This is a genomic window from Pseudomonas sp. Root329 (genome assembly GCF_001424925.1).
Classification (GTDB): Bacteria; Pseudomonadota; Gammaproteobacteria; order Pseudomonadales; family Pseudomonadaceae; genus Aquipseudomonas; species Aquipseudomonas arabinosi.
Map to the genome: position 1 here is coordinate 181291 of NZ_LMCV01000048.1, position 15803 is coordinate 197093.

Consider the following 15803-nt stretch of genomic DNA (forward strand, 5'->3'; position numbering starts at 1 on the left):
TCCCCCGGCCACTTTCGATTCTTGGAGTGACACCATGCTGCAACAGGTTCAAAGCCAACACTTTCAGGCGCTGCTGGGCAAGACGGGGACGCTGCGACTGCCGGATGGAAGTGAATTGCCGATTCATATCGACAACCTTGAGGAAACACCCCGATCGCGGATGCCCAACAACGAGCGCATGCCGTTCAGCGTCGAGCTCAACAGCCTGCGACCCACAGAGTTTGTCGATGGGTTATGTGCGCTGGAATTGCCGGAACTGGGTCAGGTGGAAAACATCTTTGTCTCCCGGGTGCCGGCCATGGGACGGGACCCGGGCGTGGGTTATTTTTACATCGCCTTCAACTGAACGCACGCAATCCCAATGTGGGAGCGGGCTTGCTCGCGAATGCGGTGGGTCAGTCGACATCAATGTTGAATGTTAAGCCGCCTTCGCGAGCAAGCCCGCTCCCACAGGGGGGTAGTGGTGTTTTCAAGCTATTGGATACCACACCAACCGCTCCGCCGCCGGGTTGCGCTCTTCGACTTGAAACCCCAGCGCCAGGTAATGCTGGCGCGCATGGGGATTGTTAGCCCAGACCACCGTCGCTACCGGGCAACGAACCTGTTGCGCGGCTTTCTGCACACCTTGCAGTACCTTGCGACCATAACCCTGCCCGCGAGCCTGGGGAATGAACGCCAGGTACAGCACACGAATTTCATTCGGACCAAAATCAGTGGTCAGCGCACCGATGGCCGTGTCGAGCTTCTCGATCACGTAGTGCATGGCGTTGGGGAAACGTTCTCCCAGACCTTGCTCCTGCACTCGAAACTGCTGGGCCACCACCTGCTCAACCACCTCTTGCTCACCATCAATCCACTGCAAATCCGGCCGCGCGGCCTGATAAAGACTTTGCAAAAAAGCCCCATCGCTGGCCCGTGAAGGCCGAACCACCAAGCCATCGGCCGCCACTGAATCGGTATTTGCCATCGCAGCTCTCCTTAAAAACCGCTTTCCCTTACGCCCAGCGCCGCCAGACGCCGCCAAGCGACACCCAGCAACGACTCGCCGCGCCCCTGCAACACCACAATGCCGCGCAAGGGTTGCACCGGGGTCGGTACGTCCTCGAGGACGCTCAACCGCGCCCCATATTGAGCCTGTACCGGCTCCGCCCTTTGATGCTGATCCCGGCGCACGGCAATCGGTCCATGGTGATCGGAGGTCAACGCTTCCTGATCGACAAATTCCGCGCCGTTGGTGTCGATTTCGCTCAGTTGCACGGCGATCGCCGGGTGCATCGGATCATCGGCGATGAAGCGTCCGCTGGCGCCCGTGGCGACACGCCAGAGCTCGACTTCAGCCAGATAACCGCGCAACCGCGCGCCGTCTTCGACTACCCGCGCCAGGGGATCTTTAGTTGATAACCAGCGACCGACCGTCAACTGCGGCAACAGATCGCGCACCTTGCCGGAATGGGGCGCTCGCAGCAGCAGGCGCTCACGCTGGGCGGCCAGGCCTCGGTATTCGGCGACCGCTTCGGCCAGGCGCTGCTCGACGATACCGGCGTCGGCGGCGGTTTCACTGCGACTGGCCTGACGGCGCATCTGCAACTGCTGGATCTGGATTTCGCGACGGACGATGGCCTGACGCGAATCCAGGTCCGGGGATTCCAGTTCGATCAATACCTGGCCCTGGGCAACCACTTCACCATCGTGAACATTCACCGTTTTGACCCGCGCCGCGACTGGCGCGTGCAAGGCACTGGCGCGGCCAGCCTCCAGCATCGTCGGCAACTCAACGGCGCTGCGCCACGGCACGACCAGCATCAGCAACAGCCCAAGCAAGGCCAGACCACTGAGCAGCACCCGAGGCGCATGAGCCTGTTCGCGGCGAGTCCACCATTGCCGCCACTCACTCATGATCGGCAGGAAGATGAACCACACCAGCTCCACCAGCATCAGGAAAATCCCCAACACCTTGAAGAACAGGTGGTAGACCGCCAGCGCAATCCCGAAAAACAACGCCGCGCGCCACAGCCACGAGCCGTAACCCCAGATCAGCAAACGCCGTTGCATCTTCGGCGACCAGGGCTCCGGCGCCGGCGCACCGTAACCGAATAAAAACTCACGCAAGCGCCAGCGACAAAGGTCAAACGCTCGCCCCTGAAGGTTGTCGACCTGCCAATAGTCGCTGAGTAAAAAATAGCCATCGAAACGCATGAACGGGTTGAGGTTGATCACCAATGTGGTCATCCAGGTGGCGCTGGCGAGCATGAAGGCCGCCGTGCGTCCGGGACCGTCCGGCAGCAGCGACCAGGCGAGCAGCGCGATGCTCGCCAAAAGCAATTCCGCCAGTACGCCGCCGGCGCCAATCAGCAGCCGCCCGCGGCGATCATTGACCCGCCAGGCATCGCTGACATCGGTGTAAAACATCGGCAGCAACACCATGAACGCCACGCCCATGCTCTGCACTCGACAACCGGCGCGCTTGGCCATGAAGGCGTGACCGAACTCGTGACAAAGCTTGGCGAAGAACAGCGCCACGCCGAACGCCAGCGCGCCGCCGAGGCTGAACAGATGCGGAAAAGTCGCGATGAAGCGCTGCCAGTCCCGTGACACCAGAAACACGCCGAGCCCCAGGGTTATCGGCAATCCATAGCGCAACGCGCGCGGGCCGAAGCGCTCCAGCCATGGCCAGGCGCGATTGAGAAAAGCGTCCGGGCGCCACAGCGGAATGCGAAAAAACAGGTATTGGTGCAGCAAGATCTGCCACAGCGACTGCCGTTGAGCGGCCGCTTTGAGGCTGTAACTGGCGCGCTGTTGCGGATCGAGGGCGGTGATCAAATCGTGGCTGCGCAAAAAGCCCAGCAATTGTTCAAGCTCCGCGCCATCCAGCGGCAAACCTGGCTCACGGTTGGCTGCACGCAGCACTTGCTCGGGATCCCCCAAGGACCAGTGGCGCAGCAGGCGCATCGCCGCCACACCGAGTTTGAAATAGCGACCGCGCACCGGATCGGCCAAGGTCCAGCGCGGCGAGCCATCGAGCGCCGGTGATGCAGGCGTCAGCTGCAAGTCTGCGCGCAGATTCGGCAGGCTCATCTAAAGCCCCACGCTCTGGCGCAAACCGGCCAGGGGTTTACGTAACAGGTACAGCGCCAGCGGCGCACGGTCACCGAAGACTTTCGCCGTCCCTCGCAGCCCGATACGCGGTGGTGTTTGCTGGAAACTGGCGTCGAGCCGATACGCCAACTGTCCGCCGGCCGTGGGTTGTGCTTCATAAGCCGCGCGCTCGAGCTGGGCCAGATGCCGTTGCAATGGATCGCTGTCGAGAAACAGCGCGACCTGCGCACCCGGCTCCAGCGCAATCGCATCGCCCACCGCCAGTTCGATGCGCAACTCAGCCTGGGTCGGGTCGGCGATTTCCATCAGCCGCTCGCCGGTCTGCACCGGTTTACCGGTCCAGCGTTCCGCGTCGGCGAACACCGCAATACCACCCCGCTCGGCGCGCACTTCGCTGCGCTTGAGCAGTTCGCGGGCGTAATCGCGTTCAGCACGTTTTTGCTCGACTCGCGCGGCCAGCAGATCGATTTTCGAGCTGGATTCGGCGTCGGCAAACGAGCGTTGGGAGTTGGCCTTCAGCTCAGCTTCAGCAACGCCCAAGGCGCGCTCGGCCACATCGGCCTGAGCCCGAAGCGTGGTGCTTTCGAAGCGCAACAACAGGTCGCCGGCTTTCACCGTCTGATTGGGTTTGACCAGGAACTCGGCAATCACCCCGTCCAGCGGCGCCGCAACGACACGGCCGCCCAGCGGAACGACTTCGGCCGGTGCCAACACCGATTGGCGCACCGGAATGAGCAACCCGAGCAACACCACCGCGACCAGCGCCACCTGACGCTTTCGCGTCCAGCGCAGCCGCCACGGTTTGCGCGGTTGCAGCGCCAGCCAGGCATGGCTGTAGGTGTCACCCAATTGCGACAGCAACACTTGCTCGGAAGGATTCCACGGCAGATCCCGCGCCAGCCACAGACCGCCAAACACCTCACCTTGGTGATCGATCAGTGGCAGCCAGAACACCTGAGCCGCGGAAAGACTTTGCCAGTCCGCCTGAATCGACTCGCTGAGAACATTCGCCGGAATCACCCGCGCCTGTTTCAACACCTCGAGCTTGAACAACTGCGCCACTGCCTGCTCGACAAACGCCACGAACGGCGCATTCGGCTCCACCGCACTGACACCCGTTACGGCCTGCACTTTGCCGGCAATCACCAGCGCCGCATGGCGAAAGCCGAACAGCGCCTGACCGTCATTGACCAGGCTGTAGGCCAATTGCGAAGGCGTGCGAGCGGCGCGGGTAAGGCGTTCGAGATCCAGAAACCTTGCGAACACCTGTTCAGCGCCGCCCGTGACCGGGGCGTTCACTTGAACTCCGCGAAACGCGCCGTGCCACTCATGCCGGCCAGCAAACCGTTGGCGTTGGGAAGCGTCGCCACCAGCAGCAAGGTCTGACTGCCTTCGTCAATCCGCGCGCCGAGGCGTTTGACCGTGGCATCCAGTGGCTGACCGGTTTCATCGGGAACAAAGCTGAAGGTCTGACCAGGCTTGAGCCGGGCCATCCAGCGCGACGGCACCAGCAGATGAATTTCCAGGGTGCGGTTGTCGACCACGTCCAGTAACGGCGTACCAGCAGCGACGCTTTCATAACGCTTGACCTTGCGCTCGACGACCTGGCCATCGAACGGCGCCAGCACGCTACAGCGTTTGACCTGAACCTGATAAACCTGGGACTGCGCCTGAGTCTCGCTGACCTTGGCCTCGGCCCGCGCGACTTCGAAACGCCCGACCGAATTCAACGCCGCCAGTTGCTTGTTGTGGGACAGTTCTTCCCCGGCGCCACGGCTGGCAGCCTGGGCCGCATTGAGCTGGGCCTGATAAGCCGAACAATCGAAACGCGCCAGAGTGTCGCCCTTCTTGAACGACTCGCCCTCACTGAACGGCAACTCGACAATACGCCCGGACAACTCACTCGCCAGCACCGCCTGATCCCGGGCCCGCAGCACGCCACGAGCCTCACTGCTGGCATTTGCGCTGCCGCTGCTGTCCAGCAGCGGATCATCGGGCGCAGGCGTTTGCGCCTGTACAACACACGTTACAAAGGTCAATCCAATAACCCACACACGAACACGCCGCATAACCGTTACTCCCTTACGGATGAGCGGAGTCTATGACAGCGTGGGTGGGCGTCAAGCGGATGGCCGTCATTGGATGGAAATGTCCGGTTTCAAAAAGGATATTTTTTCAGTGTGGTGGGTTGATCGCAGTCTCATTGAGTCAGTGGTATTAAATCTCACACAAATTTGGGAATCTTCACTCGATTAAAAATGAAGGGTAATAGTGGACATTCACATCTCTACACACTCCCGTTCATTGCCACTATTACGTCGTAATAATTGTTAATAGTTGAAGCCAGAAGCGCCTTGACCATCGACCAGGCGAATGCACAAGACTGGCTCGCCGGCGCTGAAAAACATTCAGCCGAGTAGAGCCTCGATCAGTCAACAGTTGACGCATATGGCGAACGCCATTTAGGATCTGGCCACTACTCAACCCCGTACGCAGAGATTCAGTTCTCTGGCAGTTGGGGTGAAAAAACCGGCTTCGGCCGGTTTTTTCGTTTCTGAGGATTGGATTTGTGCGCACTGCGTTCTTTGTTGACGGTTACAACGTGTTCTACGGGTTGCTGGCTGGCACGCCTTACAAATGGCTGAATCTGCCGCTGTTGCTGACGCATATTGCCCATATTGAAAACCCTCATAGCGCTCTCGCCTCAGTCGACTATTTCACGTCCTCGGTCAAACCTGAGCTTGCTACTCGCGGCAAAATTTCAAAAGAGGCTCAAGACACGTACGTCCGCGCTCTGAAGGCCAACAACGTCACTGTTCATTACGGCCGCCACCAACTTGAGCGCGCAAACGCTCCGCGTTTTATCGACAAAAAAATAGGTGCCTCGCGCCAAGATATAGTCGCGATATGGAAACTCGAAGAGAAAGAAACTGACGTCCATATCGCAATAAGCATGTATCGCACTGCAGCCAAGCAGGCCGATACCCATATTGCTGAACGCATACAACAGTTCGTTCTGGTATCCGGGGATACTGATTTGACTCCCGCGTTGAGAGCTATCCGAGAAGACTTCCCTCAAATCACGGTGGGCGTCGTTCTTCCATGCCGGACTGGATTCAAACGCTCTCCACCCGGTTCGCTAATAGAATATTCCCACTGGATGCGCCGAGTCGTCTCCTCAGAAGAGTTGCTGGCGCACCAGTTTCCAACTCGAGTGCCGACTCATAAGGCTCCCGCCATCAAACCGGATTATTGGTAACAACATCTGCCAACGGATACACCGACTCCCATCCCCCACCCAGCGCCTTATACAAACCAACCATCGCCAACGAAACCCCGGTCGAACTCTCCACGAACTGCTCCTGAGTCGCCAGCAACGCGCCTTGCACCGTCAGCACGTTAACGAAATCCACCACCCCTTCCACGTATTGCTGTTGCGCGGTGCGTAGCGCGATCTGGTTTTGGCGGACGGCTTCGGCAAGGCTGTCGCGGCGCAGTTGGCTGGTGTTGTAGGCGGTCAGTTGATCATCGATTTCATGCCAGGCGCGCAGCACGGTTTGCTGGTAGGCGATGGCGGCTTCCTGTTGTTGGGCTTCGCGCAAGTGCAGCGCGCCGCGCAAGCGTCCACCGTCAAACAGTGGCAGGCTGAATTGCGGGCCGATACCGAACGAGCGTGAGCCCCAGGAGCCGAAATCGCTGAGCTGCATGGCTTGCGATCCGATGTTGCCCGACAGGGTGATCCGCGGATAGAAATCGCCCTTGGCCACGCCAATGCTTGCAGTCGCGGCATGCAGGCGGGCTTCGGCCTGGCGGATGTCCGGGCGGCGTTCGGCCAGTTGCGACGGCAGGCCGATAGCGACTTGACGCGGGGTTTGCGGCACCGGGGCGTCTGTGGATAACTCGGCGGACAGCGCTTGCGGCGGCTCGCCCATCAGCAGGCTCAAGGCGTTGATCAGTTGCGACTGGCGCTGCTCCAGCGCAGGCAGACGCGACTCGATAGCCGCTACCTGGGCGGCGGCTTCGGCGACGTCCAGGTCGGTGGCGACACCGTCGGCCAGGCGCAGCTGCGAGAGTTTCAGGCTGTGACGGGCGACGTCGAGGTTCTCCTCGGTGACGGCTCGCGTACTTTGCACACCGCGCAGCTGAATGTAGTCCTGGGCGGTTTCGGCGAGCACCGACAGCAGCACCCCGCGTCGGTCGTTTTCCGCGACTTCCAGGGTGGCATCGGCGGCTTCGGTTTCACGGCGCACACGGCCCCAGAAATCCAGTTCCCAAGACGCGGAGAAGCCTGCGTCCCACAGGTTGTACGCCGAGTCACCGTTGTGTCCCGACGGATCGTTCAGGCCTTCGCCGCTGTTGCGTTTTCGCCCGTAACTGCCAGTGGCGGCGGTATTCGGGTATCGGTCGGCGGTGATCACCTGACGCACAGCGCGGCTTTGCTGCAAACGGCTGCTGGCGAGTTTCAGGTCGAGGTTGTCGGTCAAGGCACGTTGAGTCAGGGCCGAGAGTTTCGGGTCGTGGAACACCTCCCACCAGCGTTCGTCCATGGTCTCGGCGATGGCTTGGCTGGCGGCGGACCTGGATGGCTTCGACCACTCGGCGATTTGCGGTGCCTGAGGCTTTTGAAAGTCCGGGCCGACGGTGCAGGCTGAAAGGCTCATGATCAGCAAGGCGCAAAAGGTCAGTTGAGGCTGACGGCCTCTTCGCGAGCAAGCCCGCTCCCACAGGGGACCGCGTTTCAATGTGGGAGCGGGCTTGCTCGCGAAGACGTCAGCCCTATCAATGAAAATCTTCATCGTTGAGCAACCTCATGCTCGCTCGCACTGGCAGTATCAATACTCGCCTCAACCGACATCCCCACGCGCAACCGCTCGGCCAATGCCTGACCCGGATCAAGCACGATTTTCACCGGAATCCGCTGCACCACCTTGGTGAAGTTCCCGGTGGCGTTGTCCGGCTTGACCGAAGCGAACGTCACACCCGTGGCCGGTGCAATGCTCTCGACGCGACCGCTCAGGACCTCGCCGCCGAGGCTGTCGACACGCACTTGCACGTCCTGCCCCGGTTGCACGTCGGTCAGTTGGGTCTCCTGAAAATTGGCGACCACATAGGCCTGCGCAAGCGGCACCACCGCAAGGATTTTGCTCCCCGGCGTGACATAGGCGCCGACCCGAACGGCGCGCTCGCCGACCATACCGTCCTGAGGTGCAACGATGCGGGTGTAGGACAGCTCGTAGCTGGCCATTTCCAGCGCCGCTTGCGCCCGTTTTAGCCCGCCTTCAGCCGCGTCACGCTGAGCGGTGAGGATTTCCACCTGCTTGCGCTCCGCCGCCAGCATCGCCGTCACGTTAGCCAGCCGCGCGGTGGCCTGATCGATGCGGGTCCGCGCTTGTTGAGCGTTCTGCACCGTGCCAGCGCCCACCCCGGCGAGATGGTTGTAGCGATTCAGTTCATGCTCGGCGAAGGCCATTTCGGCCTTGGCCGACACGACCGTGGCCTGGGCCTGAGCGATCACCGAAGCCTGACGCTCAAGGGTCGCACGGGCATTTTGCAGTTGCGCCCTGGCCACCAGGGTTTCAGCGTCTGCCGCTTGGGCGGCGGCACGCAGATCGCGGTCATCAATCAACGCCAGCAACTGCCCGGCCTTGACCTGCTGGTTGTCCTCCACCAGCACTTCCTTGATGAACCCGGCCACGCGCGGCACCACCAGCGTGAAGTCCGCCGACACAAAGGCGTCATTGGTGTTCCGCTGCGTGCGCTTGCCGAACACGCCGGGCGCCAGCAAATAAACCAGCACCCCGAGCGCCACCACCACGGCGACGCCAACGGCCACTTTTTGCTTTGATTGAGTCGTCATAAAAACCTTCTGTTTCAGTGAAGCATTCAAGTCGGCGCGCGCGGCGGATAGATCCGCGTCGGCAGCCAGAAAATCAGCAGGATCAACGCCAGTGCGACGCCGGCCATGCACAAATAAAGGTCCGATGCCGTCAGCACCACGGCCTGCTCATGCAGCCGGTGGGCAAGGCCCGCGCTGTCGTTGTCGACCAGGGGTGAGTTGCCGAGGTTGTCCACCAGCATCACCGAGTGGAAATGCAGCCTTGAGGTGGTCAACGCCTCCAGTACGCCGGTGGCGATCACCGCCGCCAGGCCTTTTACGGTGTTGAACCAGGCCGAAGCGAAGGGCCCTTCCATCGGGCTGATGCTGCCGGTGGAGAGCATCAACAACGGCAACACCGCCATCGGCTGACCGAAGATTTGCAGCAGTTGCAGCACGTAGAAGTCGTCGCGAATCCACACCGACGTCAGCTGCGACCCACCGATGCAGGACAGCGTCAGCATGCTCAGGCCGATCCCCAGCACCCAGCGGCAATCGACCCAACGCAGGTTGCACAACGCCGCCACCAACGGCAGCGCGATCAACTGCGGTAACGCGGCCAGCAACATGATCGGCGCGGTCTGAACCGGGCGATAACCCTGTACCTGCGCCAGGTAGCTGGACGGAATAATGATCACCGCCAGCAACACCACCAGCACCCCGGCCAGGGTCAGCAAAGCGAACGACAGGTTGCGGATGCCGAGCATCTGCATCTTGAAAAACGGCATCGGCTGCGACCATTCATTGATCAGGAACAACACCAGCAACAGCACCCCACCCCCGAGTAATCCGCAGATCAGGCTCGACTCGAACCAGTCCAGCCGATTGCCTTGCAAAATGCCGATCACCAGCATGCAGATCGCCGGAAACCCCAGCAGCAAGCCGCGCCAGTTAAATTGTTTGAAGCGCTCCAGGCGCAACGGGTCCTGGGGCAAGCCATACGCCACCGCGACCATGGCGATCAGGCACGGCGCGATGATTTGCCAGAAGGTCCACTGCCATCCGACGTGTTCGGTCCACAACCCGGCCAGTGGCGTGCCGAGGCCTGGGCCGAACGTCGCGGTCAGGGCATAACCGGCCAGACCATAAAGCTTCACGTTGGCCGGTAAAAAACGCAGCGCGACGGTCATCAGCATCGGCGGCAACGCACCGCCCGCCAAGCCTTGCAAGGTGCGCATGACCAGCAGGCTTTCGTAGTTTGGAGCGAACGGGCACAACACGCCCAACAGCGTGAATGCACTGATGGCGCAGAGGGTGAACCGTCGCAGCGAAAACGTCACCGAGCACCACGGCGCAAAAGCCATGGCCGCCACCGAGGTCGCGGTGTAACTGGCGACCAGCCAGGTGCCTTCGTCGTAGCCGATGGCCAATGCGCCGCGGATGTCGGCGAGTGCAACCTTGGTCACCATCTCGTTCAGGCCCGACACCAGCACCGCCAACAACACGCCCACCAAACCGATGATGATCCGCGGACCAAAGACCGGTGGCGTGACGGCGGCCGGGCTGGCCGCGGCGAGAGGTGCCGTGACCGTGAGGGAAGTCATGACTGCAAGCTCCGGGGTTTGAATACCGAAGCATTTTAAGAAGCGCGGGACCTTACGAAAATTGACTTATTGGCAGCTTATAAGTGCGCTGGACGCAGCAATACAAAACCCCTGTGGGAGCGGGCTTGCTCGCGAAGGGGTCATCACATTCAACATCAATGGTGACTGATAAACCGCTTTCGCGAGCAAGCCCGCTCCCACAGGGATTTGGGGATCAACTTGAGGAGGGTTGTGCGGCCAGCCACGTTTCGTCGCAACAGGTTTTGAGGGTTTCACGCAGCCAGCGATGGGCCGGATCCTTGTCGAAACGTGGGTGCCAGGATTGGGTCAGCATAAGGGTCGGCAGCGGAATCGGCAGCGTGAAGGAACGCAGCTTCAGACCCAGGCGCTGAACGCTCAGCAATGCCTCCTTGGGCACCGGCAGAATCAAATCGGAATCAGGCAAGGCAAACATCGCCGCATGGAAACTCGGTGCAATCACCGCCACCCGCCGCTCCAGCCCCAACGCATTGAGCGCGGTATCGATCGGGCCACGGGCGATGCCGCGGCGGGACATGCTGATATGGGAAAACCCGGCGAAACGTTCGGCCGTGATCTCTTCGTCGAACAGCGGATGGTCTTCGCGAACCAGGCCGACGAAATGAGTTGAGAACAGATTCTGAATCTTCACTTCCGGGGTCAACGGCCGGGTATTGCTGATGCTCAGGTCGATCCGCCCTTCGCGCAGCGCTTCGTCATCGCCATCGCCTTCCGGCACGAAGCGCAGTTCGCAGTGCGGTGCCTGACGATCGAGGGTGTCAAACAGCTTTCCGCCGTAAACGCCGACGAAAAAGTCATTGGCGCGAATGCTGAACCGACGGCGCAACGTGCCCAGCTCCACCGCATCGGCCGAGCGAAACAACAGCGCGGCCTGCTCCACCACGTCACGCACCTGCTCGCGCAACGCCAGCGCCTTGGGTGTCGGCACCAAACCGCGACCGGCGCGCACCAGAATCGGATCGCCCAGGGCTTCGCGAATGCGCGTCAGCGTCCGGCTCATCGCCGCCGGGCTGAGGTTCATGCGCCGCGCGGCGCCCACCACACTGCCCTCGTCGAGCAAGGCGTCGAGGGCGACCAACAAGTTCATGTCCGGGAGTTGCATGTTGAGCACTCGTGTCTGATCTGGATTGATGCAGACGCAATGCTAGCAACATCCTTTGGTTGGGTGTTGACAGGTCTGGCCCCTTCGCGAGCAAGCCCGCTCCCACATTAGACCTTCAACGAACACAGCATTTGTGTACGACTCAAATCCAATGTGGGAGCGGGCTTGCTCGCGAAGGGGCCGGATCTGCCACCACAGAATTTAGCGCTGCATCCCCCAACGCTTCACCGTGACTCGCTCCAACGTGCTGAACACCAGGTTTTCCACCAGCAAGCCGATCAGGATCACCACCGCCAACCCGGCAAACACCTTGTCGGTGTACAGCTCGTTGCGGTTCTGGAAGATGTACCAGCCCAAGCCACCCTTGCCACTGGTGGCGCCGAACACCAATTCCGCGGCGATCAGCGTGCGCCAGGCGAAGGCCCAGCCGATTTTCAGCCCGGCGAGAATCGATGGCAGCGCTGCCGGAATCAGGATGAACAGCACGAAGCGCATGCCTTTGAGGCCGTAATTGCGCCCGGCCATGCGCAAGGTTTCCGAGACACCGAGGAACCCGGCATAGGTGTTCAAGGCCAGCGCCCAGAGCACCGAATGCACCAACACGAAAATCAGACTGTTCTGCCCCAGACCGAACCACAGCAGCGCCAACGGCAACAGCGCGATCGCCGGCAGCGGGTTGAACATCGAGGTCAACGTACTCAACAGGTCGCGGCCAAACTGCGTCGACACCGCCAGCGTGGTCAGGGCAAACGCCAGAACGATGCCGATCAGGTAACCCTTGAGCAACACCACCAGCGAAATCCACACCTTGCCCAGCAACTCACCACTGAGCAAACCGTCGTACAGCGCGCTGCCGGTTTGCAGAAAACTCGGCAGCAGCAGGTCGTTGTTCTGAACGCGGGCAACCACTTCCCACAGGACCGCGAGCAAAATCAGGATCAGACTCTTGCGTAACCAGCCTTGTTGCCAGAGGCGCTGACCGAGCGGTAATTCACGCTCCAGCGGCACACTCGTCAGCGGTTGCAACACCGTTTCAAATTCTTCACGCGGGGATGATAAAAGGCTCATCGGGCACTCCTCTCAATGGCTCAATAAGCGATGCGGATGTCGGAGAAATCCAGCTCCCGCTCGGTTTGCGGGGACTGACCTTCATCGAACAACAGCCGATGAATCCTCCGCGCCGACTCCTGAAAGGCCACGCCGCCGAGGCTGTGCAAGTCGTATTGATGGCTGTGGACTTCCGCCCGCACTCGCCCCGGATGCGGCGACAGCAGCAGGATGCGATTGCCCACCACCAGCGCTTCTTCGATGGAGTGAGTAACGAACAGCAGCGTGAAGCGCACTTCTTCCCAGAGCAGCAGCAATTCTTCCTGCATCTTGCGGCGGGTCAACGCATCGAGGGCGGCGAAGGGTTCGTCCATCAAGAGGATTTTCGGCTGCATGGCCAACGCACGAGCAATCGCCACCCGCGCTTTCATGCCGCCGGACAAGGTATGCGGGTAGGCATCGGCAAACGCCGCCAGACCAACCTTGTCCAGGTAGTGCAGCGCTCGTTCCTCGGCCTCTTTGCGCTTGAGGGTTTTCGAAGCAAGCAGCGGAAACATCACGTTCTGTTTGACGGTTTTCCACGGCGGCAGTTGATCGAATTCCTGGAACACCACGATCCGGTCCGGCCCCGGGGCATGAACGGTTTGCCCCTGAAGACGAATCTCGCCTTCACACGGCTGGATAAACCCGGCGACCGCCTTGAGCAACGTTGACTTGCCGCAACCGGACGGACCGAGCAGCACAAAGCGGTCCGCCGGATCGATTTCAAAACTGACCTGATGGGTCGCTCGAACCACCCGCTGAGGCGTGCGGTATTCGAGGCTGACGTTGTCGACCGACAGCAGCGCTTGGGCTGCCGCGATCGGTTTGCTGACCGTGTGGCCTTGCAAAGGGGCGTTCATCTCGATCAGCTCCCTTGCAGCGGTTTGGCGTCCTGGAAGAAGTAGTCCTTCCACGAATCCGGTTTGTTTTTGATCGCGCCGACGCGGTAGAGGAACTCGGCCAGCGGGTAAGTATTTTTCGGCGTGACGCTGAATTCGAACTGCGGGTTATCGATGATTTTCAGCAGCGCAGCGCGGTCGATTTTGGCCTTGGTGACGCGAATGTATGTGTCCGCCGCCGCGCCTTTATCGTTCTGGGCAAACTCGGCCGCCTCAGTCAGCGCCTGAACGAACGCCTTATAGGTTTTCGGGTTCTCGTCGCGGAATTTCTCGGTGGCGAACAGCACCGTCGGCGAGTTCGGGCCGAGCACGTCATTGGAATTCAGCACAACGTGGACGTTAGGGTTGGCCAGCTCTTGATCCTGGAACGGCGGGTTGGAAAAGTGCCCGGTCAACTCGGTGCCGCCGGCAATCAGCGCTGCGGTGGCGTCGGGGTGCGGAACGGCGATGGTGTACTTGTCGAGGCGATTGAATTCCTTGTCACCCCACTGCTTGGCGGCCGCGTATTGCAGGATGCGTGACTGCACCGAAACGCCGACCGCCGGCACTGCGATGCGGTCCTTCTCGCTGAAGTCAGCGATGGTTTTGACCTTGGGATTGTTGCTCACCAGGTAGTACGGGAAGTTGCCGAGGGAGGCGACCGCTTTGACGTTCTGCTTGCCGTGAGTACGGTCCCAAATCGTCAGCAGCGGGCCGACGCCCGCACCGGCAATATCAATGGAACCGGAGAGCAACGCATCGTTGACCGCCGCACCACCGGAGAGCTGGGTCCAGTCGACCTTGATGTCGATGCCTTCCTGCTTGCCGTACTTCTCGATCAGGTTTTGATCGCGCACCACATTGAGCAACAGATAAACGATGCCGAACTGCTCGGCGATGCGGATCTCACCTTCAGCGTGGGCCACGGTCGGCGCCACCAGGCTGCCGGCGATCAGGCTGAAACCCAGGCCGATGGCCGCAGCCAGCGGTGCAAATGGAAGACGTTTGGACATGAGAGTTTCTCCGACAAATCAGAAAGGCGCGTCGCCCTGGATGGTGGTGCGATACAACTTGCGGCGCAGGTAGCTTGGGCATCCAGCGGCGAGATGAATCAGCGAACGGTTGTCCCAGAACACCAGGTCGTGGGCCTGCCATTGATGGCGGTAGATGTTTTGCGGCAGCACGCTGTGGGCGTAGAGCTCGTCGAGCAGTTGCTTGCTTTCGTCTTCCGGCAAACCAACGATGCGCGTGGTGAAACCCTCGCTGACGAACAACGCCTTACGGCCGTTTTCCGGGTGGGTACGAACAATCGGGTGGACCACTTCAGCGACCTGAGCCAGTTGCTCTGGCGTCAGCGTCGGGCGCCAATTGCCTTCGAATTTGGTCTCGCTGTAACGCGCCGTGTAGGAGTGCGCCGCCGAGCGCCCTTCGACGGCTTTACGCAACGCTTCGGGCAGGTTGTCCCAGGCTTTGTGCATATCGGCGAACAACGTGTCGCCGCCTTCGGACGGCAGCTCCTGGGCGTGCAGCATCGAGCCCAGGCTTGGCAGTTCTTTATAGGAAAGGTCGGAATGCCAGAACTTGCCGGCGTCGCCGAGGCCGATGGACTGGCCGTTTTCGATGATGTTGGAAACGATGAGAATTTCCGGATGCCCGGCCAGCAGGAATTGCTTGAGCACATGGATCTGCAACACGCCGAAACGGCGGCTGAAAGCGATCTGCTGCTCGGGGGTAATGCGCTGGTCGCGAAACACCACGACGTGATGATCCAGGTGCGCGCGGTGGATGCGGGCGAAGTCCTGATCATTGATCGGGCGGGACAGGTCGAGGCCGATGATTTCGGCACCGACGGCGCCACTGAACGGGCGGATGTCGAAGGTTTGCGGCGCGATATTCGCGGCGCTTGGGGAAGCCGTTGCTGCAGACATAAATCACTCCCACGCACGGCACGCTCAAGGGCGCGCGCGTCGATCAAGAAACTCACGGAGGTCCCGTGTTGGTTCGTGTCGTGCGGCGCGCCGATTGGTCGGCAGGTACGCAGGAGAATGACTTTATAGATATAAGAAGTGAAATTTAAATACCGTTAGCGAATAACGATATGGCTTTTGAGGTGTGTTGCCTTTTGGGCCTCTTCGCGAGCAAGCCCGCTCCCACATTGGATGTGTGTTGATCACAGAACC

The 15803-nt window shown here is 60.7% G+C and carries 14 protein-coding genes; 2 read left to right on the forward strand and 12 right to left on the reverse strand.

Features of this window, described 5'->3' with window-relative positions; genetic code table 11:
* Positions 1–34 precede the first annotated feature (34 nt).
* Positions 35–346, forward strand: a complete 312-nt coding sequence (locus tag ASC74_RS27545; RefSeq protein WP_056745726.1) for a DUF6916 family protein — start codon at positions 35–37, stop codon at positions 344–346.
* A gap of 123 nt (positions 347–469) precedes the next feature.
* Here ASC74_RS27545 and ASC74_RS27550 read toward each other — a convergent pair whose 3' ends face one another.
* Genes ASC74_RS27550 through ASC74_RS27565 form a run of 4 tightly spaced genes read right to left on the reverse strand, consistent with a single transcriptional unit; the run spans position 470 to position 5165 of the window.
* On the reverse strand, positions 470–967 hold the full coding sequence (locus ASC74_RS27550; RefSeq protein WP_056745728.1) for a GNAT family N-acetyltransferase: 498 nt from the start codon (positions 965–967) through the stop codon (positions 470–472).
* 11 nt (positions 968–978) lie between these two features.
* Positions 979–3075, reverse strand: a complete 2097-nt coding sequence (locus tag ASC74_RS27555; protein WP_056745729.1) for an efflux RND transporter periplasmic adaptor subunit — start codon at positions 3073–3075, stop codon at positions 979–981.
* Positions 3076–4395 (reverse strand): efflux RND transporter periplasmic adaptor subunit, encoded by a 1320-nt coding sequence (locus ASC74_RS27560; RefSeq protein ID WP_056745731.1) that lies wholly within the window; start codon positions 4393–4395, stop codon positions 3076–3078.
* Entirely contained in the window at positions 4392–5165 is a 774-nt protein-coding gene (locus ASC74_RS27565; RefSeq protein ID WP_056745733.1) for an efflux RND transporter periplasmic adaptor subunit, read from the reverse strand. The genes ASC74_RS27560 and ASC74_RS27565 overlap by 4 nt, the downstream gene beginning before the upstream one ends.
* A gap of 500 nt (positions 5166–5665) precedes the next feature.
* Here ASC74_RS27565 and ASC74_RS27570 point away from each other — a divergent pair, with 500 nt between their 5' ends.
* Positions 5666–6355 (forward strand): NYN domain-containing protein, encoded by a 690-nt coding sequence (locus tag ASC74_RS27570; protein WP_056745735.1) that lies wholly within the window; start codon positions 5666–5668, stop codon positions 6353–6355.
* On the opposite strand, the gene ASC74_RS27575 is transcribed toward ASC74_RS27570, so the two are convergent.
* The 8 genes from ASC74_RS27575 to ASC74_RS27610 form a co-directional block, all read right to left on the reverse strand.
* Complete coding sequence (locus ASC74_RS27575) at positions 6336–7892, reverse strand: efflux transporter outer membrane subunit (RefSeq protein ID WP_056745737.1); 1557 nt, start codon at positions 7890–7892, stop codon at positions 6336–6338. The two genes, ASC74_RS27570 and ASC74_RS27575, sit on opposite strands and share 20 nt — an antisense overlap.
* On the reverse strand, positions 7889–8953 hold the full coding sequence (locus ASC74_RS27580; protein WP_056745739.1) for an HlyD family secretion protein: 1065 nt from the start codon (positions 8951–8953) through the stop codon (positions 7889–7891). The genes ASC74_RS27575 and ASC74_RS27580 overlap by 4 nt, the downstream gene beginning before the upstream one ends.
* A 26-nt stretch (positions 8954–8979) precedes the next feature.
* Complete coding sequence (locus ASC74_RS27585) at positions 8980–10515, reverse strand: MFS transporter (RefSeq protein ID WP_056745741.1); 1536 nt, start codon at positions 10513–10515, stop codon at positions 8980–8982.
* A gap of 214 nt (positions 10516–10729) precedes the next feature.
* Positions 10730–11656 carry a LysR family transcriptional regulator gene (locus tag ASC74_RS27590; RefSeq protein WP_056745744.1) on the reverse strand — a complete coding sequence of 309 codons (927 nt, stop codon included), beginning with the start codon at positions 11654–11656 and terminating at the stop codon, positions 10730–10732.
* A 201-nt stretch (positions 11657–11857) separates the two neighbouring features.
* The gene (locus tag ASC74_RS27595; protein ID WP_033058673.1) at positions 11858–12724 is read right to left on the reverse strand and encodes an ABC transporter permease; all 867 of its coding nucleotides are present in this window, start codon (positions 12722–12724) and stop codon (positions 11858–11860) included.
* Between the two features lie 20 nt (positions 12725–12744).
* Positions 12745–13605, reverse strand: coding sequence for an ABC transporter ATP-binding protein (locus tag ASC74_RS27600; protein WP_056745746.1), 861 nt, complete (start codon positions 13603–13605; stop codon positions 12745–12747).
* A 5-nt stretch (positions 13606–13610) separates the two neighbouring features.
* The gene (locus ASC74_RS27605) at positions 13611–14636 is read right to left on the reverse strand and encodes an ABC transporter substrate-binding protein (protein ID WP_056745748.1); all 1026 of its coding nucleotides are present in this window, start codon (positions 14634–14636) and stop codon (positions 13611–13613) included.
* Positions 14637–14654: 18 nt separating this feature from the next.
* A complete protein-coding gene (locus ASC74_RS27610) occupies positions 14655–15551 on the reverse strand; it encodes a TauD/TfdA dioxygenase family protein (RefSeq protein WP_056745751.1) in 897 nt (298 codons plus the stop codon).
* Positions 15552–15803 lie beyond the last annotated feature (252 nt).

Bases quoted from the DNA above. Each gene is read 5' to 3' on its own strand.
- ASC74_RS27545 (WP_056745726.1), top strand. From the start codon at position 35: ATGCTGCAACAGGTTCAAAGCCAACACTTTCAGGCGCTGCTGGGCAAG.
- ASC74_RS27550 (WP_056745728.1), bottom strand. From the start codon at position 967: ATGGCAAATACCGATTCAGTGGCGGCCGATGGCTTGGTGGTTCGGCCT.
- ASC74_RS27555 (WP_056745729.1), bottom strand. From the start codon at position 3,075: ATGAGCCTGCCGAATCTGCGCGCAGACTTGCAGCTGACGCCTGCATCA.
- ASC74_RS27565 (WP_056745733.1), bottom strand. From the start codon at position 5,165: ATGCGGCGTGTTCGTGTGTGGGTTATTGGATTGACCTTTGTAACGTGT.
- ASC74_RS27575 (WP_056745737.1), bottom strand. From the start codon at position 7,892: ATGAAGATTTTCATTGATAGGGCTGACGTCTTCGCGAGCAAGCCCGCT.
- ASC74_RS27580 (WP_056745739.1), bottom strand. From the start codon at position 8,953: ATGACGACTCAATCAAAGCAAAAAGTGGCCGTTGGCGTCGCCGTGGTG.
- ASC74_RS27585 (WP_056745741.1), bottom strand. From the start codon at position 10,515: ATGACTTCCCTCACGGTCACGGCACCTCTCGCCGCGGCCAGCCCGGCC.
- ASC74_RS27590 (WP_056745744.1), bottom strand. From the start codon at position 11,656: ATGCAACTCCCGGACATGAACTTGTTGGTCGCCCTCGACGCCTTGCTC.
- ASC74_RS27595 (WP_033058673.1), bottom strand. From the start codon at position 12,724: ATGAGCCTTTTATCATCCCCGCGTGAAGAATTTGAAACGGTGTTGCAA.
- ASC74_RS27600 (WP_056745746.1), bottom strand. From the start codon at position 13,605: ATGAACGCCCCTTTGCAAGGCCACACGGTCAGCAAACCGATCGCGGCA.
- ASC74_RS27605 (WP_056745748.1), bottom strand. From the start codon at position 14,636: ATGTCCAAACGTCTTCCATTTGCACCGCTGGCTGCGGCCATCGGCCTG.
- ASC74_RS27610 (WP_056745751.1), bottom strand. From the start codon at position 15,551: ATGTCTGCAGCAACGGCTTCCCCAAGCGCCGCGAATATCGCGCCGCAA.